We start from the raw sequence: 18,343 nt of genomic DNA, 5'->3' as shown, positions 1-18,343 counted from the left end.
AATCCGTCGGACACCGTACGGGTTCGGCACGCCCGGCGAAACCCCGCTCCCGCCACACAGCCATGACCGGGCACCCGCTTGTCGGGGTACCCGGCCCTGGCGCGCCGCAATCACCGCGTTCGCGGGCCACCTCCGCCGACGTGATCGTCCCGTATCCGCGCGGCCGCGGCCCGGCTCCGCGACGAGCACGCGAACGTACTCCCGTTACCTGGTCGTTCCACCTGCCACGGTCACCATGTCTCCGGGACCGGGTCGTCGACGTAGGGGCAGTGCCGGCAGCCGCGCCCGCAGCAGGTGCCGCGCCGGGCCAGGAACCCGGCGGTGAGCACGAAGAGCCCGGTGTCCGGGTCAGGGTAACCCGCCTCACCGGCGGCGAGCGCGGCGGCGTGTGCCGCGAGGATCCGCTCCCGGCCCGGATGTGTGGCCGGGAGCCGGGACGGGTGCGGCCGGTCGAGCGGTCGGGGCGCCAGCGGCAGGCGTCGCCCCGGCGGCCGCGCCTTCGGAGCATCCATCGCGCCGACCCTACGACAGCCGCCCCCGCGACACGCACGACGGCCCTGGCCGGACCCGCCCTCCGGTCAGTCGCCGAACCAGATCATCGACTGCCCGTGCCCCCGGGTCCAGGCGAGCGGCCTACCGTCCAGTGCGAGCACGTTGTGCCGGGCTCCACCCGGCGGCTCCGGCAGGTCGTCGTGGGGGAGCACCTCGGGGGCCTCGTTCGAGATCCAGTGACCGGGCAGTCCGCGTACCAGGTGGACGAAGGCTGTCCGCCGCGATGCCGGCACCTGGTAGAGCACCGAGCTGTGGAACACCACCAGGGTGGCGCCGGCCGGCGCCTGCCCGGCCAGCGCCGGTAGATCGTCCACGAGGTCCCCGCGGAGCAGCAGCGGCGGCTCGGCCGCGGCGACGGCCGCGGCGGCCCGCAGCCGGGCCCGTCGGTGCGCATGCTCGGGCCAGATGACCGCGTCGAGCCAGGCGATGTCGGCGGGGTCGCCCACCCGCAGCGGGTTCAGGTCGAGGCCGGCCCGCCACACCACCTCGGGCAGCCGGGCCGGTGGCGTCAGCCCGGTGGCGGCACAGTCGAGTACCGGCTCGCCGGTGCCGAGCAGGTGGTCGCCGTAGCGGTAGGCGTACCGGTCGGGATAGAGGCAGAGGCCGGCGGAGGCGCCCACCTCCAGCAGTGCGAGCGGCTGCGGCAGCCCGGCGAGGACCGGCAGCAGCAGGGCGCAGCGGCCGGCCTCGTTCGTCTGGGTGGCCCGGACACGCATCTCCGCCGCGACGAGCGGCCAGTTCGCCACCGCGTAGTCGTGGAACTCCGCCGGATCCTCCACCGGCCCGCCGAGCAGCCGGACGACCCCGAACAGCAGGTTCGGCTGCCGCTTGGCCGCCGGCAGCGTACCGAGCAGGGCGAGCAACTCGTCGTCGTCGGCAACGGCCAGGGCCAGGCGTTCGTACGCGGGCGACACGTCCCGAGCCTCGCCGACACCGAAGTCGGCATAGTCGGCGGCGATCGTCATGCCGTCATGATCCCAGAGGTCGCTCCGCCCGCCGCCTGTTCCGCCCGTCACACGCCGGGCCCCGTCGACGGTCTCCGAGCTCGCCGACGGGGCCCACGCGCAGACCGTCAGCTGGTTCGCCGAGCGTAGAAGCCGGCGGTGAGGCTCACCCCGACAGCGGCGACGGCGACCTGGAGGATGAGTTCGATCCAGTCGACGCCCTCCGTCTCGGCGACGCCGAAGATGCCGGCGATGATGGTGCCGAGCAGTGCCGCGACGATACCGATGGCCAGGGTCAGCCAGATCGGGATGTTCTGCTTGCCCGGCACGACGAGCCGGCCCAGCGCGCCGATGACCAGGCCGATGATGATGGCGCTGATGATTCCACCGATCTCCATGACGATCTCCCTCACGTTGTCGTTCGCCGGGCTCGGTGCCCAGTGCCGACAGACGGGAAACCTTTTGGGATCCGCAACGTCGCCGTCGCCGTGGCAGGGCCTCGACGGCACGACCGCCCGGTCCCCGTAACCGGGGACCGGGCGGTCGCTCACGCTACGCCCCGCCTGATGCCGGCGAGGTCGCCCGCCCAGCTACAGCCGGAGTCAGCTACAGCCGGAGGTGGAGCCGCAGCCCTCGCAGACATAACAGCTGCCGGCGGGACGCATCTTCGTGCCGCAGGTGAAGCAGAGCGGGGCGTCCGCCGCCGTGCCGAGTACCGCCTCCAGCAGCTCGGTCGAGGAGCCGACCGGCGGCGCCGGCCGCTCCACCACCGCCTCGACCCGCTGCTGCGCGGCCGCCGGCTCCGGCTTCGCCGTCTCCACCGGTGCGGAGGCGTTCACCGGAGCGGAGGCGGCCATCGCGGCAAGGTCGACAGCGCTCTCCGCCTCGGCCTCCGCCCGCAACTGCGCGGCCCGTTCCTTGGCGGTGAAGATGCCCAGCTCGGCCCGGCGCTCGTAGGGCAGGAAGTCCAGTGCCAGCCGGCGGAAGATGTAGTCCATCACCGAGGCGGCCATCCGGACATCCGGGTCGTCGGTCATCCCGGCCGGCTCGAACCGCATGTTGGTGAACTTGCTGACGTACGTCTCCAGCGGCACTCCATACTGCAGACCGATCGAGATGGCCACCGAGAAGGCGTCCATCACCCCGGCCAGCGTCGAGCCCTGCTTCGACATCTTGAGGAAGACCTCGCCGAGGCCGTCGTCCGGATAGGACGAGGCGGTGAGGTAGCCCTCGGCCCCGCCGACGGAGAACGAGACCGTCTCGGAGGGGCGCTTCTTCGGCAGCCGCTTGCGCACCGGCCGGTACTCGACGACCTTCTCGACCGTCTTCTCCGGCGCGGCCTGCTCGACCGCCTTCTCCTGCTCCTTCTTGGCGGCCTCCTTCTTCGCGGCGGAGAGCGGCTGGCCGACCTTGCAGTTGTCCCGGTAGATCGCCAGCGCCTTGAGGCCGAGCTTCCAGCCCTCGAAGTAGATCCCCTCGACGTCCTCGACGGTCGCCGACTCCGGCATGTTCACCGTCTTGGAGATCGCGCCGGAGATGAAGGGCTGCACCGCCGCCATCATCCGGACGTGTCCCATCGGGGCGATCGAGCGCTGGCCCATCGCGCAGTCGAAGACGGCGTAGTGCTCCGGCTTCAACCCGGGCGCGTCCATCACGTGGCCGTGCTCGGAGATGTGCTCGACGATCGCCTCGACCTGCTCCTCCGGATAGCCGAGGCTGCGCAGGGCGCGCGGCACGGTCTGGTTGACGATCTGCATCGAGCCGCCACCGACCAGCTTCTTGAACTTCACCAGCGCGAGGTCCGGCTCGACCCCGGTGGTGTCGCAGTCCATCATCAGGCCGATGGTGCCGGTGGGCGCGAGCACACTGGCCTGGGCGTTGCGCCAGCCGGACCTGTCACCGATCTTGTTGCCCTGGGTCCACTGCCGGGTCGCCTCGCGGACGATCTCGGTGGCGACCGCGCCGGTCGGCTTGATCTCGTCGTTCGCGGCGGCGTGCTTGCGCATCACCCGCTTGTGCGGCTCGGCGTTGCGGGCGTACCCCTCGTAGGCGCCGACCACGCCGGCGAGCTCGGCCGAGCGGCGGTACGCGGTGCCGGTCATCAGCGAGGTGATCGCGGCGGCCACCGACCGTCCGCTCTCGGAGTCGTACGGGTGACCGGTCGCCATCAGCAGCGCGCCGAGGTTGGCGTACCCGATGCCGAGCTGCCGGTAGGCCCGGGTGGTCTCGCCGATCTTCTCGGTCGGGAAGTCGGCGAAGCAGATCGAGATGTCCATCGCGGTGATGACCAACTCGACCGACCTGACGAACTTCTGCACCTCGAAGCCGCCGTCGGCGCGGAGGAACTTCATGAGGTTGAGCGAGGCCAGGTTGCAGGAGGAGTTGTCGAGGTGGAGGTATTCACTGCACGGGTTGGATGCGGTGATCCGCCCGGTCTCCGGGCAGGTGTGCCAGTCGTTGATCGTGTCGTCGTACTGCAGCCCGGGGTCGGCGCACTCCCAGGCGGCCTGGGAGATGGTCCGGAACAGTCCCTTGGCGTCGATGGTCTCGATCACCGAGCCGTCCAGCCGGCCGCGCAGGTCGAACGTGCCGCCGTCCTGCACCGCCCGCATGAACTCGTCGGAGACCCGGACCGAGTTGTTGGCGTTCTGGTACTGCACACTGACGATGTCGGAGCCGCCGAGGTCCATGTCGAAGCCGGCGTCCCGGAGCGCGCGGATCTTGTCCTCCTCGCGCGCCTTGGTGAGCACGAACTCCTCGACGTCCGGGTGGTCGACGTCCAGGATGACCATCTTGGCCGCCCGCCGGGTGGCCCCGCCGGACTTGATGGTGCCGGCGCTGGCGTCCGCGCCCCGCATGAAACTGACCGGGCCGGAGGCGGTGCCACCGCTGGAGAGCAACTCCTTGGAGGAGCGGATCCGGGAGAGGTTCACCCCGGAGCCGGAGCCGCCCTTGAAGATCAGCCCCTCCTCCTTGTACCAGTCGAGGATCGAGTCCATCGAGTCGTCGACGGCGAGGATGAAACACGCGCTGACCTGCTGAGGCGAGGCGGTGCCGACATTGAACCAGACCGGCGAGTTGAAGCTGAAGACCTGGTGCAGCAGCATCCAGGTCAGTTCGTGCTCGAAGACCTCGGCGTCGGCAGGGGTGGCGAAGTAGCCGTGCTGCTCCCCCGACGCCCGGTACGTCTTCACCACCCGGTCGATGAGCTGCTTGAGCGACCACTCCCGCTCCGGCGTACCGACCGCGCCCCGGAAGTATTTCGTCGTGACGATGTTTGCCGCGTTGACGCTCCACGACTCCGGGAACTCGACACCCCGCTGCTCGAAGTTGATCGAGCCGTCCCGCCAGTTCGTCATGACGACGTCCCGGCGCTCCCAGGCCACCTCGTCGTACGGGTGCACCCCCTCGGTGGTCCAGACCCGCTCGACCTTCAGGCCGGCGTTCGCCGCCGTCCTGGTACGTGACCTACTCGCTGTCACACCTTCCCCCGGCATTCCATCCGCCCCCTTACGCACGTATGGCGCTCCCGCCGTACGGCCTCGCTGATCTTCTGAAAGAAGCTGATTCCTGAAGGAACTAGCCGGCCCGCTCACCGGCCGGCTGGACGCCCCCGACGCCCTCCGCCGGCCGGCTCCGGGCAATCGTCGCCGCCCGCAACGACTCGATCTCCCGCTCGAAGTCGTCAAGCGACTCGAACGACCGGTACACGCTGGCGAAGCGCAGGTAGGCCACCTCGTCCAGCTCGCGCAGCGGACCCAGGATGGCGAGCCCGACATCGTGACTGGGAATTTCGGCCGCGCCCCTGGCCCGGACCGTCTCCTCCACCCGCTGCGCCAGCAGGGCGAGCGCGTCGTCGTCCACGGGACGTCCCTGGCATGCCTTACGCACCCCGCCAATGATCTTGGTCCGGCTGAACGGCTCGGTGACCCCGCTGCGCTTGACGACCGCGAGGACGGCCTCCTCGACCGTGGTGAACCGCTTGCCGCACTCGGGGCAGGAACGACGGCGCCGGATCAGCTGGCCGTCGTCGGCCTCGCGGGAGTCGACCACCCGCGAGTCGGCGTGCCGGCAGTACGGACACCGCATTCCCGACCTCCTTCGCACCCGAACGTGGCACACGTGTCCGGGCCCACCGGACAGCGCGGGTGCAGCCGCGCCCAGGCAGCCCGAAGCTGCGGGCTGCCATCGGAGGCGACTCCCGCAGTGCGTGGCGAACCTGAGAGCTGTGGGTAGCGAAACCCCAACTTCTAGGCGACTTACACCCTTGTCACTACTATATCTAGGGGTCGACGGTAGGCCGCAGAGGAGTCGTGGTCAAGTTGGGCGGGCGTGGCGTGGCCCGCAATCTTCCAACCGCGCGGCCGGCACGGCGGTTACCGCCTCAGCGGACACGGTTTGCGGACCAGCGTCGGACGACCGCTCGCGCCGCACGGGTGGATCGCCGCCCTTCGGCGGCAGCCGCTACCGCTTCGCCGCCAGGACTCTCAGCAGCAGCCACTACCGCTTCGCCGGCAGGATCAGCCGTTGCCCGGCGTGCACGGTGTGGTCCTCCAGCCCGTTGAGGCGGCGGATCTCGTCGATCACGGCGAACGGACGCCGACTCGGCCGGTGCCGCTCGGCAACCGACCAGAGGGTGTCGCCGGGACGGACCACCGCCGTCTCCGCCGGCCGCGGCGGGTCGGCGGCGCGGGACGCCGGAGAGAGGATCGCCGCCAGGCCCGCCACGAGCAGCAGCAGGAGGACCGTCACCACGAGCCTGCCCCGCCGGGTCAGCCGCAGTCGACCACCGCCCGGCGACGCCCCCGGAAACCCCGTCGCACCCATTGCGACCTCCAAGATCGAACAGGAGTTCGAACGAACAGACGTACGATGGTTTATCAGAACAGGCGTTCGATGTCGAGCCCGCGGGAAACGACACGCCGCGCCGATGTCGTACAGATGTTTGAAACTACGTGATCTCACCTATACGGTTTTGAACATCGACACCGGCACGCGGCGACGACCGCGAAGCCGGCGCCGAGCCATCCGCACCACGAGCCATCACGCACCACGAGCCGCCAGGGCACCGCACCCGCCACCAGGGAGGACGACGTGTCGACCGACGACCGGACGAGCCGGCAGAAGGCCCAGAAGATCGGCGCATCGGGCAGCCGGGCCAGCCGGCGCCCGGCCGCGCCACGCACCCGGGAGGATGCGCCCGCGCTGCGCGCGGTCACTCCGGTGGTGAGTGCCCTTCCGGAACTGGTCTCCAGCGAGCTCACCGCACGGCAGCGGCGCATCCTGGAATTCATCCGGGACTGGGTGGAACGGTTCGGTTACCCGCCCAGCGTGCGGGAGATCGGTGAGGCCGTCGGGCTGGTCTCCCCGTCCAGCGTGGCCTATCAACTGAAGGAACTCGAGCGCAAGGGCTTCCTCCGGCGCGACCCGAACCGGCCGCGCGCCGTCGACGTGCGCCCGCCGAACGAGCTGGTCGACGACGAGACCGCCAGGGCCCAGCGCCCCACCCCGGCCTACGTCCCGATGCTCGGCCGGATCGCCGCCGGTGGCCCGATCCTCGCCGAACAGGCCGTCGAGGACATCTTCCCGCTCCCCCGCGAACTGGTCGGTGAGGGCGAGGTCTTCATGCTCCAGGTCAAGGGCGACTCGATGCTCGACGCCGCGATCTGCGACGGCGACTGGGTGGTGGTCCGCCAGCAGCCCACCGCGAATGCCGGGGAGATCGTCGCGGCGATGCTCGACGGCGAGGCGACGGTCAAGACCTACCGCCGCCGGGACGGGCACGTCTGGCTGATGCCGGCCAACTCCGCCTTCGACCCGATCCCCGGCGACACCGCGACGATCATGGGACGGGTCGTCGCGGTGCTCCGGCGGATCTGACCCGCCGCCCGCCGGGCCACCGGGGAAGCACCGGACCGGTCCTCCGGGTGTCGCGGCGCCCGCTCCGATCTCCCGGCGCCGGCCGGTGATCTCTCGTTGATCTTTCGGCGCCCGGGGGTGGCGGGTGATGGGCCGGGCCGTGGCGGGTGATCAGCGGTGGTCGTAGTCGTCGGGGTGTCCGCTGGAGCGTTGCCGGGGCTGGCCGTACTGCCCGCCGCGAGGACCGCCACCGCGCGGGCCCGCGCCGTGGCCGGAGCGTGGCGATCCGCCGCGCTGCTCGGGCCACTGCTCGTCCGGCCCGGGTCGCCCACCGCCACGACCGTTCCCGTTGCCGCTGCCGTACGTGTTGCCGGCCGGCTGGCCGCCGTAGACCCCGCCACCGGCGCGCGGCCGGCCGGCCGGAGGAGCACCACCGGCCGGGGCACCGCCGTACACGCCGCCGCCCGCGGAGGGACGGCCACCACCCTGAGGCCGGCCACCACCGCCACCGCCCTGAGGCCGGCCACCACCGCCGTAGACGCCGCCACCGGCCGGTTTCGCCCCGTAGACCGCGCCGCCGCCGGCCGGCTTCGCCCCGTAAACACCGGCGGCGGATCCACCACGTCCGGCCGGCTCGTAGTCGTCGGCGGGCCGCTCGGAGCGGTAGCCGTCGCCGTAGCCGCCGGATCGCGGCGGCCCCCAGCTCTCCTCGTCGTCATGACCGGATCGCCGGCCGCCGGACGGATGCCGCCCCTCCCCGGGCCTCGCCTCCCGGCCCGCCCGCGGATCGTTGTCGGTCCCGTCCGGTCCGGTGACGCCCAGCCCGTCCTCGCGGGGTCGGCGGCGGGCCCGCACGATGCCGAAGATGCCGAGCCCGACCAGCAGGGCACCGAGCACCCCCACGGCCGCGATGAGATAGGTGATGTCGTTAAGCGTCAGTGAGTCGGTCCAGGACTGCTCGGACTTCTTGTCACCCGCCGCCGCCCCGTCGGCGGCCGCCGCGACCTCCTTGGCCGGGGCGTAGCTCAGCACCGTCACGTCCTGCTCCTCGCCGAGCGAGTCGACGTCGGAAACGGTCAGGAAGCTCTTGCCGTCAGGGGTGTAGGAAATCGCCTCGCCGAAGGGGTCGGCCAGGGCCGTCATCCGGGGCTTACCGGTCGTCAGGCTCTTCACCACGTCATCGCCCTCGACATCCCACTCGAAGGCGTCGGCGTAGGTGCGCAGTGCGACGCGCTTGCCGTCCGGCGACCGGGCCGCACCCGTGATGGTCACCCGGCCCGCCCCGCCGAACGGGTTGGCGGTGGAGGACTTGGGCAGGGCGATCTCGCCGGCCTTCTCCAGCGGCACGCCCTCGTCGTTGTTCTTCGCCAGCTCCGCCGTCGGGCGGTAGATCTCCGCCTTCCCGGTCGACTTGGTGATGATCAACGGCACGTCGTCGGGGCCGATCAGCAACGCCTCGGCGTCGTGCCGCTTGTTGCCGGGAAACGTCAGCCGGTGCAGCACCGGCTTGGAGGCCCCGCTGAGCGGCATGCTCCAGAGGACCACGCTCGTCCGCCGCTCGGAGTCGTTGTCACCGGTGTCGGCGATCCAGACCGTCTTGCCGTCGGCGGAGAGGGCGAGGTCCTCCGGGTCGCGCGGGTTGCTGGCGTACTGGACGACCTTTTTCAGCTTGCACTTGGTGTCCAGCAGGAAGACCCGCTCCCGGGCGGGGTCGTCGCTCCCGTCGTTGATCGCCACGTAACCACTCGAGGTAGCGATCAGGCCGGAGAGCTCGGTCATCCGCTCGTCCGTGATGGTGCAGACCTTCTTGCCGGCGGCGGCGGAGGCCGCGACAGCGCCGAAACCGAGAGTGGCCCCGACCAGGCCCAGGGTCAGCCCGAGTGCGCCGGAGGCAACCAGCACCGTGGAAAGGACTCGCCGCATCCGCACAGTGTCGCATGCTGGTGCCGCCAACCGCGGATGCGGCGTGATCAACCCTCTGTCACCGCCCGACGGGACTGCTGATCATCCCGCCAGCTCCCGGTACGGCGCCAACTCGGCGGCGAGCGCCTCGTCCACCCGTACGTGCAGCTTCGTCCCCTCCGCCAGATGTGCCGTGCCGAGCACCTCGCCCCGACGGTGCACCCGGGCGACCAGGTCGCCCCGGTCGTAGGGCAGCACCGCGCGCACCTCGACCGCCGGACGGGGCAGCCGCGCCTCGATCGCGGCGCGGACGTCCTCGACGCCCCCGCCGGTACGCGCCGAGACGAAGACCGCCTCCGGCCACTCCCGCTTCAGCCGGAGCAGCGTCTCCTCGTCCGCCGCGTCGGTCTTGTTGACCACCAGCAGCTCGGGGAGCTTGTCGGCGCCGACCTCGGCCAGCACCTCGCGTACCGCCCGGACCTGCTCCTCGGGGTCGGCGTGCGCCCCGTCGACCACGTGCACGACCAGATCGGCGTCGGCCACCTCCTCGAGCGTGGAGCGGAACGCCTCGACGATCTGGTGCGGCAGGTGTCGGACGAATCCGACCGTGTCGGCCAGGGTGTAGACCCGGCCGTCGGCGGCGTACGCCCGGCGCGTCGTCGGATCCAGCGTGGCGAAGAGGGCGTCCTCGACCAGCACCCCGGCATTGGTGAGCCGGTTGAGCAGACTCGACTTGCCCGCGTTGGTGTAGCCGGCGATGGCCACCGCCGGTACGCCGTTGCGGGTCCGGCGGGCGCGCTTGGTGATCCGGGCGGTCCGCATGCCCTTGATGTCCCGGCGGAGCCGGGAGATCCGGATCCGGATCCGGCGCCGGTCGGTCTCCAGCTTGGTCTCACCGGGGCCACGGAGCCCCACCCCGCCGCCGGCACCGCCGCCCCGGCCGCTGCCGCCGGCCTGCCGGGACAGGCTCTCACCCCAACCGCGGAGCCGGGGGAGCAGGTATTCGAGCTGGGCGAGCTCGACCTGTGCCTTGCCCTCCCGGCTCTTGGCGTGCTGGGCGAAGATGTCCAGGATCAGCGCGGTCCGGTCGACCACCTTGACCTTGATCCGCTGCTCCAGGTTGCGGAGCTGCGACGGCGACAGTTCACCGTCGCAGATCACCGTGTCGGCGCCGGAGGCGAGGACCACCGAGCCGAGGTCGTCGACCTTGCCCCGACCGACGTAGGTGGCGGGATCCGGCCGGTTACGGCGCTGGATCAGGCCCTCGAGCACCTGTGAACCGGCGGTCTCGGCGAGCGCGGCGAGTTCCGCGAGAGAGTTCTCCGCGTCGGTCACCGTGCCGTCCGCCCAGACGCCGACCAGGACCACCCGCTCCAGCCGGAGCTGCCGGTATTCGACCTCGGTGACGTCCGCGAGCTCGGTGGAGAGGCCGGCGACCCGGCGGAGTGCCTGGCGATCCTCCAGCTCCAGCTCGCCGGTGGTGACGTCGTCATCGATGACGATGGCGTCGAGGTCCGCGTCCGCCAGCCGAACGACGCTTTCCTGGTCTCGCAAGCCGTTCCTCCTGATCTCTGCCCATCTGATCTCTGTCCATCGACGAGATCCCGTCACCCGACGCGATCTCGCTGCCCGTCGACGGGGGCGGGGTCTGGTCACCACCCCGCCGGCCGCCGGAAGTCTGTCGTCTGTTGCACCCTCTGCACGCTCTGCGCGTCCTCGTCGCATTGATTACGCTGTGCGTGCTGCCGGCAATCAATCGTGACACGCGGGCCGGTCGGACGCACCCGCTATAAATCCGCTCCGGCCACCCGAGGGCGCCCAACCCGGACCGGTCGCTCGATGAGGTCAACCCGGACCGGCTGCCCGGACCGGCTGCCCGGACCGGCTGCCCGGACCGGCAGGGCGGACCGGCAGGGCGGACCGGCTGCCCGGACCGGTCGCCCAAGGAGATCAACCACTGGCACCGGCCCGACATTCCGCTCGGGGGCGCCGTGTGCCCCGACCCGGCGGGACGGGCAGGCTGGCGGAGGCGCCCCCGTCGGCTCGGCCTAGGGTGGTCCGGGTCGCCGGATGGCGACGGAGGCCGGCCCGGCCGACGGCGGGGCGGGACCGGCAGGCGAGAATGCTGACGGCGGCAGCGAGGCCGCGGGAAGACGACGGAGGACCACGTGGCGATCACCCGACTGCCGAGTGCCGGATTCTCGATCACCATCCGGATCAGCGTAACGGCGGACGCCTCGGCCATCGGCCGGCTGACCACCTGTGTCGGTGAGGCCGGTGCCATCGTCACCGCGCTCGACGTGGTCGACTCCGACCCGACCACGGTGGTCGTCGATCTGACCTGCGACACCGCCGACGCCACCCACGCCGACCAGGTGGTGAAGGCGCTCAGCGCGCTGGACGGGGTGGACGTCCGGAAGGTCTCCGACCGGACCTTCCTGCTCCACCTGGGCGGAAAGATCGAGGTGTCACCGAAGGTGGCACTGCGCAACCGCGACGAGCTCTCCCGCGCGTACACCCCGGGGGTCGCCCGGGTCTGCCTGGCCATCGCGGAGAATCCGGCGGACGCCCGGCGGTTGACCATCAAGCGGAACACCGTCGCGGTGGTGACGGACGGCTCGGCCGTGCTGGGTCTGGGCAACATCGGCCCCGCGGCGGCGCTGCCGGTGATGGAGGGCAAGGCCGCGCTCTTCAAGCGGTTCGGCGGGGTGGATGCCTGGCCGGTGGTGCTGGACACCCAGGATCCGGACGAGATCGTCTCGATCGTCCGGGCGATCGCACCGCAGTACGGCGGGATCAACCTGGAGGACATCGCCGCGCCGCGTTGTTTCGAGATCGAGAACCGACTGCGCGAACTGCTCGACATCCCGGTGTTCCACGACGACCAGCACGGCACCGCGATCGTGGTCCTGGCGGCGCTGACCAATGCGCTGCGGGTGGTGGGCAAGAAGCTCGCGGACGTCAAGGTCGTCGTCTCCGGCTCGGGCGCCGCCGGTACGGCGATCATGAAGCTCCTGCTCCGCCAGGGCGTCGGCGACATCATCGCGTACGACCGGCAGGGCCCTCTGCACCGCGGCCTGGAGGGTCTCAACCCGGCCTGGCAGTGGCTCGCCGACAACACCAACCGGCACGACTTCTCCGGCGACCTCCAGTCGGCGCTGCGCGGCGCGGACGTCTTCATCGGGGTGAGCGCGCCCAACCTGCTCAGCGGCGACGACATCGCCGCGATGGCGCCCGGCGCGATCGTCTTCGCGTTGGCCAACCCGGACCCCGAGGTGGATCCCCGGGAGGCCCGCAGGCACGCGGCGGTGGTCGCCACCGGCCGCTCCGACCAGCCCAACCAGATCAACAACGTCCTTGCCTTCCCCGGGGTCTTCCGGGGCATGCTGGACGCGCACGCCGAGGAGTTCACCGAGGAGATGGCGATCGCGGCCGCCCGCGCCATCGCCGACGTGGTGGGGACAGACAAGATCAACCCAACGGTCATCGTGCCGAGCGTCTTCGACTCCCGGGTGGCTCCGGCGGTGGCCGCCGCCGTCCGGGCCGCCGCGCGGCATCCGAGCCCGCCGCCGGCCGCCGATTCCGGCCCGGCCGACCTGCCCGAGATCGCCGCCGGGGCAGCCGCACCGGCGAGCCCGCTGTCAGGCTGATCCGCTGGGCCGGAATCGGCAACCGGAGCGTCCAGCGGGCGCAAGCGTCCAGCGGGCGCAAGCGTCCAGCGGGGCAAGCGTCCAGCGGGGCAAGCGTCCAGCGGGGCAAGCGTCCAGCGGGGCAAGCGTCCGACGGCCCAAGCGTCCCGGAGTGAAGCCGGAACGAGCCTCCTGCGTCCTGCGGGGCGAGGCTGGTGCCGGCCGCACCGACGGCCGTCTGATCAGGCGGCGAGTGCGGCCAGGTCGATCTCACCGTGCGCGACCAGGACCGCCGGACCGGCGAGCCAGCAACTCTCGTCGTCCAGGGTGACCGTCAACCGTCCGCCCGGCACGTCCACGGCGACGACCCCGCCGGTACGGCCGGCGTCGCGCAACGCCACCGCCGCCACCGCGCAGGCGCCGGAGCCGCACGAGAGCGTCTCCGCCGAACCGCGCTCGTAGACCCGCATCCGCACGTGCAGGTCGGCGCCGCCGACCGGCTGTGCGGCGCCGCCCCGGTCGGCAGGATCATCGTCGCCAGCGGCGACGAACTCGACGTTCACGCCGGTCGGAAAGGCCGCCGAGTCGAAGCCGGGTGAGCGGGTGAGGTCCAGCCCGGCCAGGTCGACACTTCCCGGGAGCACGCAGACCAGATGCGGGTTGCCGCAGTCGACGGCGGTGCCGGCCAGGGTGAGCCCGCCGAGTGTGGCCAGGGCCGACCCGATGATGCGCGGCCGCCCCAGGTCCACCGAGATCTTCTCGCCACTGACCTCGGCCCGCACCACTCCGGCCCGGGTGGCGATCGGCAGGATGCCGTCGACCGGCTCGGCAAGCCCACTGGAGATCAGGTAGCGGGTGAAGACCCGCACGCCGTTGCCGCACATCTCGGCAAAGGTGCCGTCGGCATTCCAGTAGTCCATGAACCACTCGGCGGCGTCGGCGTACCCGACCGCGTCGGGATGCTTGGCGGCCCGCACCACCCGCAGTACGCCGTCTGCGCCGATCCCGCGCCGACGGTCGCAGAGCGCCGCCACGATCGACGAGGTCAGGCCGAGCTGGCCGTCAGGATCAGGCAGGAGCACGAAGTCGTTGCCGGTGCCGTGGCCTTTGATGAACCGCACCCCTCCATCATTCCCGAACGGTCCGGACGCCGCCGGGCACCCTTGCCCGGGCCAGCCCCAGGCGTCATCCCACCCGCCCCTCCGGCACCACCTGACCCTTGCCCACACCCCAATCAATCACAAACCACACATCCCACCCACCCTCCCTGTCGCCCCGCATCGGGGCATCTCCGAGATCTTGGAAATCTATGGTTCGGTGCGCGCCACAACTTTCCGAAGATCTTGGTGATCCGGAATCATGCGTCACCTGGACCGTCGGTCGACCGGACCGTTGGTCAGTGGGTTGCCGGCGGCGGTCAGCAGGGCGAGCGCCGCTTCGACCAGGTCGTTCCTGGCAGCATCCAGCCAGTGGATTCGGGGATCGCGGCGGAACCACGCCCGCTGCCGCCGGACGAACCGCCGGGTCGCCTGGACCGTGTCGGCCCGCGCCTGCGACTCGGAGGTCCCGCCGTCGAGGAACCGGAGCACCTGCTGGTAGCCGAGTGCCCGGCCGGCGGTGCGGCCGTCTCTCAGTCCCCGCTCCTCCAGTGTCCGGGTCTCGGCGACCAGGCCGGCTGCCCACATCCGCTCCACCCGTACGGCGATCCGCTCGTCCAGCTCGGCGGTTTCCCGGTCGACGCCGATCTGCACCGCGTCGTAGTACGGGCTCGGGCGGGGCAGCGAGGCGGTGAACGGCGCCCCGGTCAGTTCGATCACCTCCAGCGCCCGCACGATCCGCCGCCCGTTGCTGGGCAGGATGCTTTCGGCGGCCACCGGATCGACGGCCCGCAGCCGGGCGTGCAGCGGCGCCGGCCCCGAGACCGCGAGTTCCTCCTCCAGCCGAGCCCGCACCACGGGATCCGTGCCCGGGAACTCGAACTCGTCCAGCACCGCCCGCACGTAGAGTCCGGAGCCACCGACCAGGACGGGTACCCGTCCCCGGGCCAGGATGTCGTCGACCGCCGCCCGGGCCAGCGCCTGGTACGCCGCCACGCTCGCCGGTTCGGTCACGGCCCAGATGTCCAGCAGATGGTGCGGCACGCCACCCCGCTCGGCCGGGGTCAGCTTGGCGGTACCGATGTCCAGCCCGCGATAGAACTGCATCGAATCCGCGTTGACCACCTCTCCGCCAACGGCCCGGGCCAGCTCGATGCTGAGTCCGGACTTGCCGGTGGCGGTGGGGCCCACGATCGCGACGACCCGGCCGCGTCCGCTCATGCCGGCATCCCTCCGGGGCCGCCCGCCTGCGCCGGTCCGCCCGCACTCCCCGCCGCCCGACCGGCCGCACCCTCCGCCGCCCGACCGGCCGCACCCTCTGGTGTCCAGCTGGCCGCACCCTCCGGTGTCCAGCTGGCCACGAAGTAGCTCACGCCGTAGGGCGCGGCATAGTAGGTCAGCGCGCCGCGCCAGGGCGCTCCACTGCGGAGCACCGCAGCGGCGGCCACCTGCCAGGGTCCCCGGCCGGCGACCCGCAGCCGCGCCGACAGCGCCGGCTCCAGCCCGAGCAGCGCCGGGCCGTCGACGGCACGCAGCGCCGCGGCGACCCGATCGTCGTACGGCCGGGCGCGCGGATCGTCGTACCCGGGGGAACGCTCGCCCCGGCAGGCCGACCCGTCCCCCATCACCAGCAGCGCCACCCGCTCCGCCGGATCCTCGACCAGCTCGGCACCGATCCGCCGGCACTCTTCCACCGGGGCGTCCGTGCCGACGCTCTGTCCCCGGCGCGGTCCCGCCGCGCCGGCCCGGTCCAGCAGCCAGGCGCCGACCAGCAGGCTGAGCGGCAACTCCGCCGGGCTCTCGTGCGCACTCTCGCCGTGGCCGCCGCCAGCACCGTCGGCGGCGTCGAATCCTGCCGGAGCGCCGTCGCACACCGGTCCCAGCCGCAGCAACCGGTCCAGCCCGTACGGCCGGAGGCTGCCCCGGTCGGCGGGACCGTGCCGGCGGGTCCGGTCGGCGGTGCCGAGCACGAGTACGACGTCCGGCGTCGCCGCCAGCAGCCGGCCGACCGCCCCGACGCAGGCGAGCCGGAGATCATCCAGCTCACCGGCCGAGGCACCGGCCAGTTCCGGGACGATCATCGGTGGATGCGGGCAGACGGCGGCGGCGACCAGTGGCACGCCCCCACCGTAACGGGCGCCAGACTCTACACCCGTGGGCCTGGCGATCCGGGTGCGGTCTAGGACACCGTATGGTCACGGTCGACGATAGGCGCTCGACGCGGACCGGGTTGGACCTGTGACAATGCCGGGAGAAACTTGGCTGCGCCGTGGCGGCGACCGCCGGGGACCCCCATTCCCGGCAGCGCCGGGAGAACGAGGATGGGCTCATGAGTGACTGGACTGCCTTTGGACGGGTGGATGCGGACGGCAACGTCTACGTCAAGACGGCCGAGGGTGAGCGTATGGTCGGTTCCTGGCAGGCCGGTGCGCCGGAGGAGGGCCTGGCCCACTTCGCCCGCCGCTTCGCCGACCTGGTCACCGAGGTCGATCTGACCGAGGCCCGGCTCCAGTCGGGGGCGGCCGACCCGTCGGGATCCCTCGCCACCATTCGGCGGTTGCGTGCCTCGCTCGCCGAGGCGCACGTGGTCGGTGACCTCGACTCGCTCGCGACCCGGCTGGACCGGCTGGCCACACTCGCGGAGAGCAAGGCCGGCGAGGCCCGCGCCGCCCGGGAGACCGCGCGGGCCGAGGCGGTCACCCGGAAGACGACGCTGGTCGAGGAGGCCGAGAAGCTTGCCGCCGAGTCCACCGGGTGGAAGACCGCGGGCGACCGGCTCAAGGAGATCCTCGAAGAGTGGAAGACCATCCGCGGCGTCGACAAGAAGACCGACGGCGAGTTGTGGAAGCGGTTCGCGGCCGCCCGGGACGGCTTCACCCGTCGCCGTGGAGCGCACTTCGCGACCCTGGACGCCCAGCGCAAGCAGGCCCAGGCGGCCAAGGAGGAGTTGGTCGTCGAGGCCGAGTCGCTGGCCGATTCGACCGACTGGGCGCCTACGGCCAACCGGCTGCGGGAGTTGATGGCACAGTGGAAGGCCGCGCCGCGTGCCTCCAAGGAGGCGGAGGAGCGGCTCTGGGATCGGTTCCGGGGTGCCCAGGACGCCTTCTTCTCCCGGCGTAGTGAGGTCTTCTCGGCGCGCGACGCCGAGCAGCGGGGCAACCTGGAGCGCAAGCAGGCCCTGCTCGCCGAGGCCGAGGCGCTGGACATCGACGCGGACCCGCGCGGCGCCCAGACGAAGCTCCGGGAGATCCAGGGCCAGTGGCACGAGGCCGGCCGGGTGCCCCGGGACGCGGCGGCCAACCTGGACCGGCGGCTGCGGGCCGTGGACGAAAAGGTCCGCCAGGCGATGGACTCCGCGTGGCGCCGGACCGAGCCGTCGGCCAACCCGCTGCTCGCGCAGATGCGTGACCAGGTCGCCGAGGCCGAGCAGCGGCTCGCCCGGGCCCAGGCGGCCGGTGACGCCAAGCGGATCCGGGAGGCCGAGCAGGCCCTCACCGCCAAGCGGCGCTTCCTCGAGCTGGCGGAGCAGGCCAGCTGAGCTGAGCCGACCAGGGCGAGCGATTCACGCCCGTTGTGACTGGACGTGCTGAATGGCGGCTGGCCACGCGATTGGCGGGCGACGCACCGGCGCTGTTGCGACCCCAGCTTCAGATGACGGCTACAGGGAGCTCATGACATCCGTGTGCGGCCATCCCGGTAGTTCCCATGCTGAGAGTAGGTTTCGTCAATGGCATGCCGTATCGGTGAGCTCGTGCTCAAGTGCCACGACCCCGAGGTGCTGGCGCGGTTCTGGTGCGAGGTCCTGGACTTCATAGAGCTCGATCGCGAAGCGGAAGGCTGCATCGAGATAGGTCCGCGCGAAGGGTTCGGCGGCCCACAGCCGACGATCTTCCTCATCCGCGACGACGAGCCGAAGAACGGGCATGCCCGGCTACACATCGACGTCAACCCCACCGACCGTGGTCAGGACGCCGAGCTCGCGCGCCTCCTGGCCGCCGGTGCCACACTCGTCGACATCGGTCAGCCCGCGGACGCGTCCTGGCACGTCCTCGCCGATCCAGAAGGCAACGAGTTCTGCCTGCTCAAGCGTCGCCTCGACCCACTCTGACGGCCCTCGCCCAAACCATCGACGTAGAGGATCGCTCGCCGGACAGGACGCGCGGTCGCGCCTGTTCCGGGCAGCCCGAACCCCATCCCCCGGAGGAACGCGCACACCTCGGGTCCACATCGACCTACAACGATGTTTTCCTCGACGGGGGCGCTTGCCGATCGAGCAGGCGCCGGGCAGCGGGCAGACCGGCGGTAGCGTCGCCGGCATCGGCCTGTGACCCAGTCCCCGGTTAGGAAGGGCCCCCGCTAC

Annotated in this window: 15 protein-coding genes; 4 read left to right on the top strand and 11 right to left on the bottom strand. The window is 71.7% G+C overall.

Annotated elements, in window-relative coordinates; translation table 11 throughout:
* Positions 1 to 230 precede the first annotated feature (230 nt).
* From ACN27G_RS05090 to ACN27G_RS05065, 6 genes are all read right to left on the bottom strand, one after another.
* Positions 231 to 512: a DUF5522 domain-containing protein gene (locus ACN27G_RS05090; RefSeq protein ID WP_421491608.1), complete on the bottom strand. Its 282-nt coding sequence runs from the start codon at positions 510 to 512 to the stop codon at positions 231 to 233.
* Between the two features lie 66 nt (positions 513 to 578).
* Positions 579 to 1,517 carry a DUF2332 domain-containing protein gene (locus ACN27G_RS05085; RefSeq protein WP_421491607.1) on the bottom strand — a complete coding sequence of 313 codons (939 nt, stop codon included), beginning with the start codon at positions 1,515 to 1,517 and terminating at the stop codon, positions 579 to 581.
* Between the two features lie 107 nt (positions 1,518 to 1,624).
* Positions 1,625 to 1,894 (bottom strand): GlsB/YeaQ/YmgE family stress response membrane protein, encoded by a 270-nt coding sequence (locus ACN27G_RS05080; protein ID WP_421491606.1) that lies wholly within the window; start codon positions 1,892 to 1,894, stop codon positions 1,625 to 1,627.
* Between the two features lie 204 nt (positions 1,895 to 2,098).
* Positions 2,099 to 4,993, bottom strand: a complete 2,895-nt coding sequence (locus tag ACN27G_RS05075) for a vitamin B12-dependent ribonucleotide reductase (RefSeq protein WP_421491605.1) — start codon at positions 4,991 to 4,993, stop codon at positions 2,099 to 2,101.
* A gap of 82 nt (positions 4,994 to 5,075) precedes the next feature.
* Positions 5,076 to 5,585 carry a transcriptional regulator NrdR gene (gene nrdR, locus ACN27G_RS05070; protein WP_421491604.1) on the bottom strand — a complete coding sequence of 170 codons (510 nt, stop codon included), beginning with the start codon at positions 5,583 to 5,585 and terminating at the stop codon, positions 5,076 to 5,078.
* A gap of 411 nt (positions 5,586 to 5,996) precedes the next feature.
* Positions 5,997 to 6,323, bottom strand: coding sequence for a LysM peptidoglycan-binding domain-containing protein (locus ACN27G_RS05065; protein ID WP_421491603.1), 327 nt, complete (start codon positions 6,321 to 6,323; stop codon positions 5,997 to 5,999).
* A 267-nt stretch (positions 6,324 to 6,590) separates the two neighbouring features.
* Here ACN27G_RS05065 and lexA point away from each other — a divergent pair, with 267 nt between their 5' ends.
* Entirely contained in the window at positions 6,591 to 7,376 is a 786-nt protein-coding gene (gene lexA, locus ACN27G_RS05060) for a transcriptional repressor LexA (RefSeq protein WP_421491602.1), read from the top strand.
* Positions 7,377 to 7,526: 150 nt separating this feature from the next.
* Here the strand turns inward: lexA and ACN27G_RS05055 are convergent, their stop codons facing one another.
* Positions 7,527 to 9,278, bottom strand: coding sequence for a hypothetical protein (locus ACN27G_RS05055; protein ID WP_421491601.1), 1,752 nt, complete (start codon positions 9,276 to 9,278; stop codon positions 7,527 to 7,529).
* Between the two features lie 81 nt (positions 9,279 to 9,359).
* The gene (gene hflX, locus ACN27G_RS05050; protein ID WP_421497240.1) at positions 9,360 to 10,784 is read right to left on the bottom strand and encodes a GTPase HflX; all 1,425 of its coding nucleotides are present in this window, start codon (positions 10,782 to 10,784) and stop codon (positions 9,360 to 9,362) included.
* A 641-nt stretch (positions 10,785 to 11,425) separates the two neighbouring features.
* Here hflX and ACN27G_RS05045 point away from each other — a divergent pair.
* The gene (locus ACN27G_RS05045) at positions 11,426 to 12,907 is read left to right on the top strand and encodes an NAD-dependent malic enzyme (RefSeq protein WP_421491600.1); all 1,482 of its coding nucleotides are present in this window, start codon (positions 11,426 to 11,428) and stop codon (positions 12,905 to 12,907) included.
* A gap of 221 nt (positions 12,908 to 13,128) precedes the next feature.
* On the opposite strand, the gene dapF is transcribed toward ACN27G_RS05045, so the two are convergent.
* The 3 genes from dapF to ACN27G_RS05030 all read right to left on the bottom strand — a co-directional run bounded on the left by dapF (position 13,129) and on the right by ACN27G_RS05030 (position 16,064).
* Entirely contained in the window at positions 13,129 to 14,007 is an 879-nt protein-coding gene (dapF, locus tag ACN27G_RS05040) for a diaminopimelate epimerase (RefSeq protein ID WP_421491599.1), read from the bottom strand.
* Positions 14,008 to 14,250: 243 nt separating this feature from the next.
* Positions 14,251 to 15,204, bottom strand: a complete 954-nt coding sequence (gene miaA, locus ACN27G_RS05035) for a tRNA (adenosine(37)-N6)-dimethylallyltransferase MiaA (RefSeq protein ID WP_421491598.1) — start codon at positions 15,202 to 15,204, stop codon at positions 14,251 to 14,253.
* Positions 15,201 to 16,064, bottom strand: coding sequence for a hypothetical protein (locus ACN27G_RS05030; RefSeq protein ID WP_421497239.1), 864 nt, complete (start codon positions 16,062 to 16,064; stop codon positions 15,201 to 15,203). Before ACN27G_RS05030 ends, miaA begins: the two co-directional genes overlap by 4 nt.
* Positions 16,065 to 16,312: 248 nt before the next feature.
* Between ACN27G_RS05030 and ACN27G_RS05025 the strand changes: the two genes are divergently transcribed.
* Positions 16,313 to 17,521, top strand: a complete 1,209-nt coding sequence (locus ACN27G_RS05025; protein WP_421491597.1) for a DUF349 domain-containing protein — start codon at positions 16,313 to 16,315, stop codon at positions 17,519 to 17,521.
* Between the two features lie 189 nt (positions 17,522 to 17,710).
* Positions 17,711 to 18,091: a VOC family protein gene (locus ACN27G_RS05020; RefSeq protein ID WP_421491596.1), complete on the top strand. Its 381-nt coding sequence runs from the start codon at positions 17,711 to 17,713 to the stop codon at positions 18,089 to 18,091.
* The last annotated feature ends 252 nt before the right edge of the window (positions 18,092 to 18,343 follow it).

Origin of the sequence: Plantactinospora sp. WMMB334 (assembly GCF_049179095.1) — a bacterium.
Taxonomy (GTDB): domain Bacteria; phylum Actinomycetota; class Actinomycetes; order Mycobacteriales; family Micromonosporaceae; genus Plantactinospora.
This window is presented reverse-complemented; position numbering and strand designations above follow the sequence as displayed.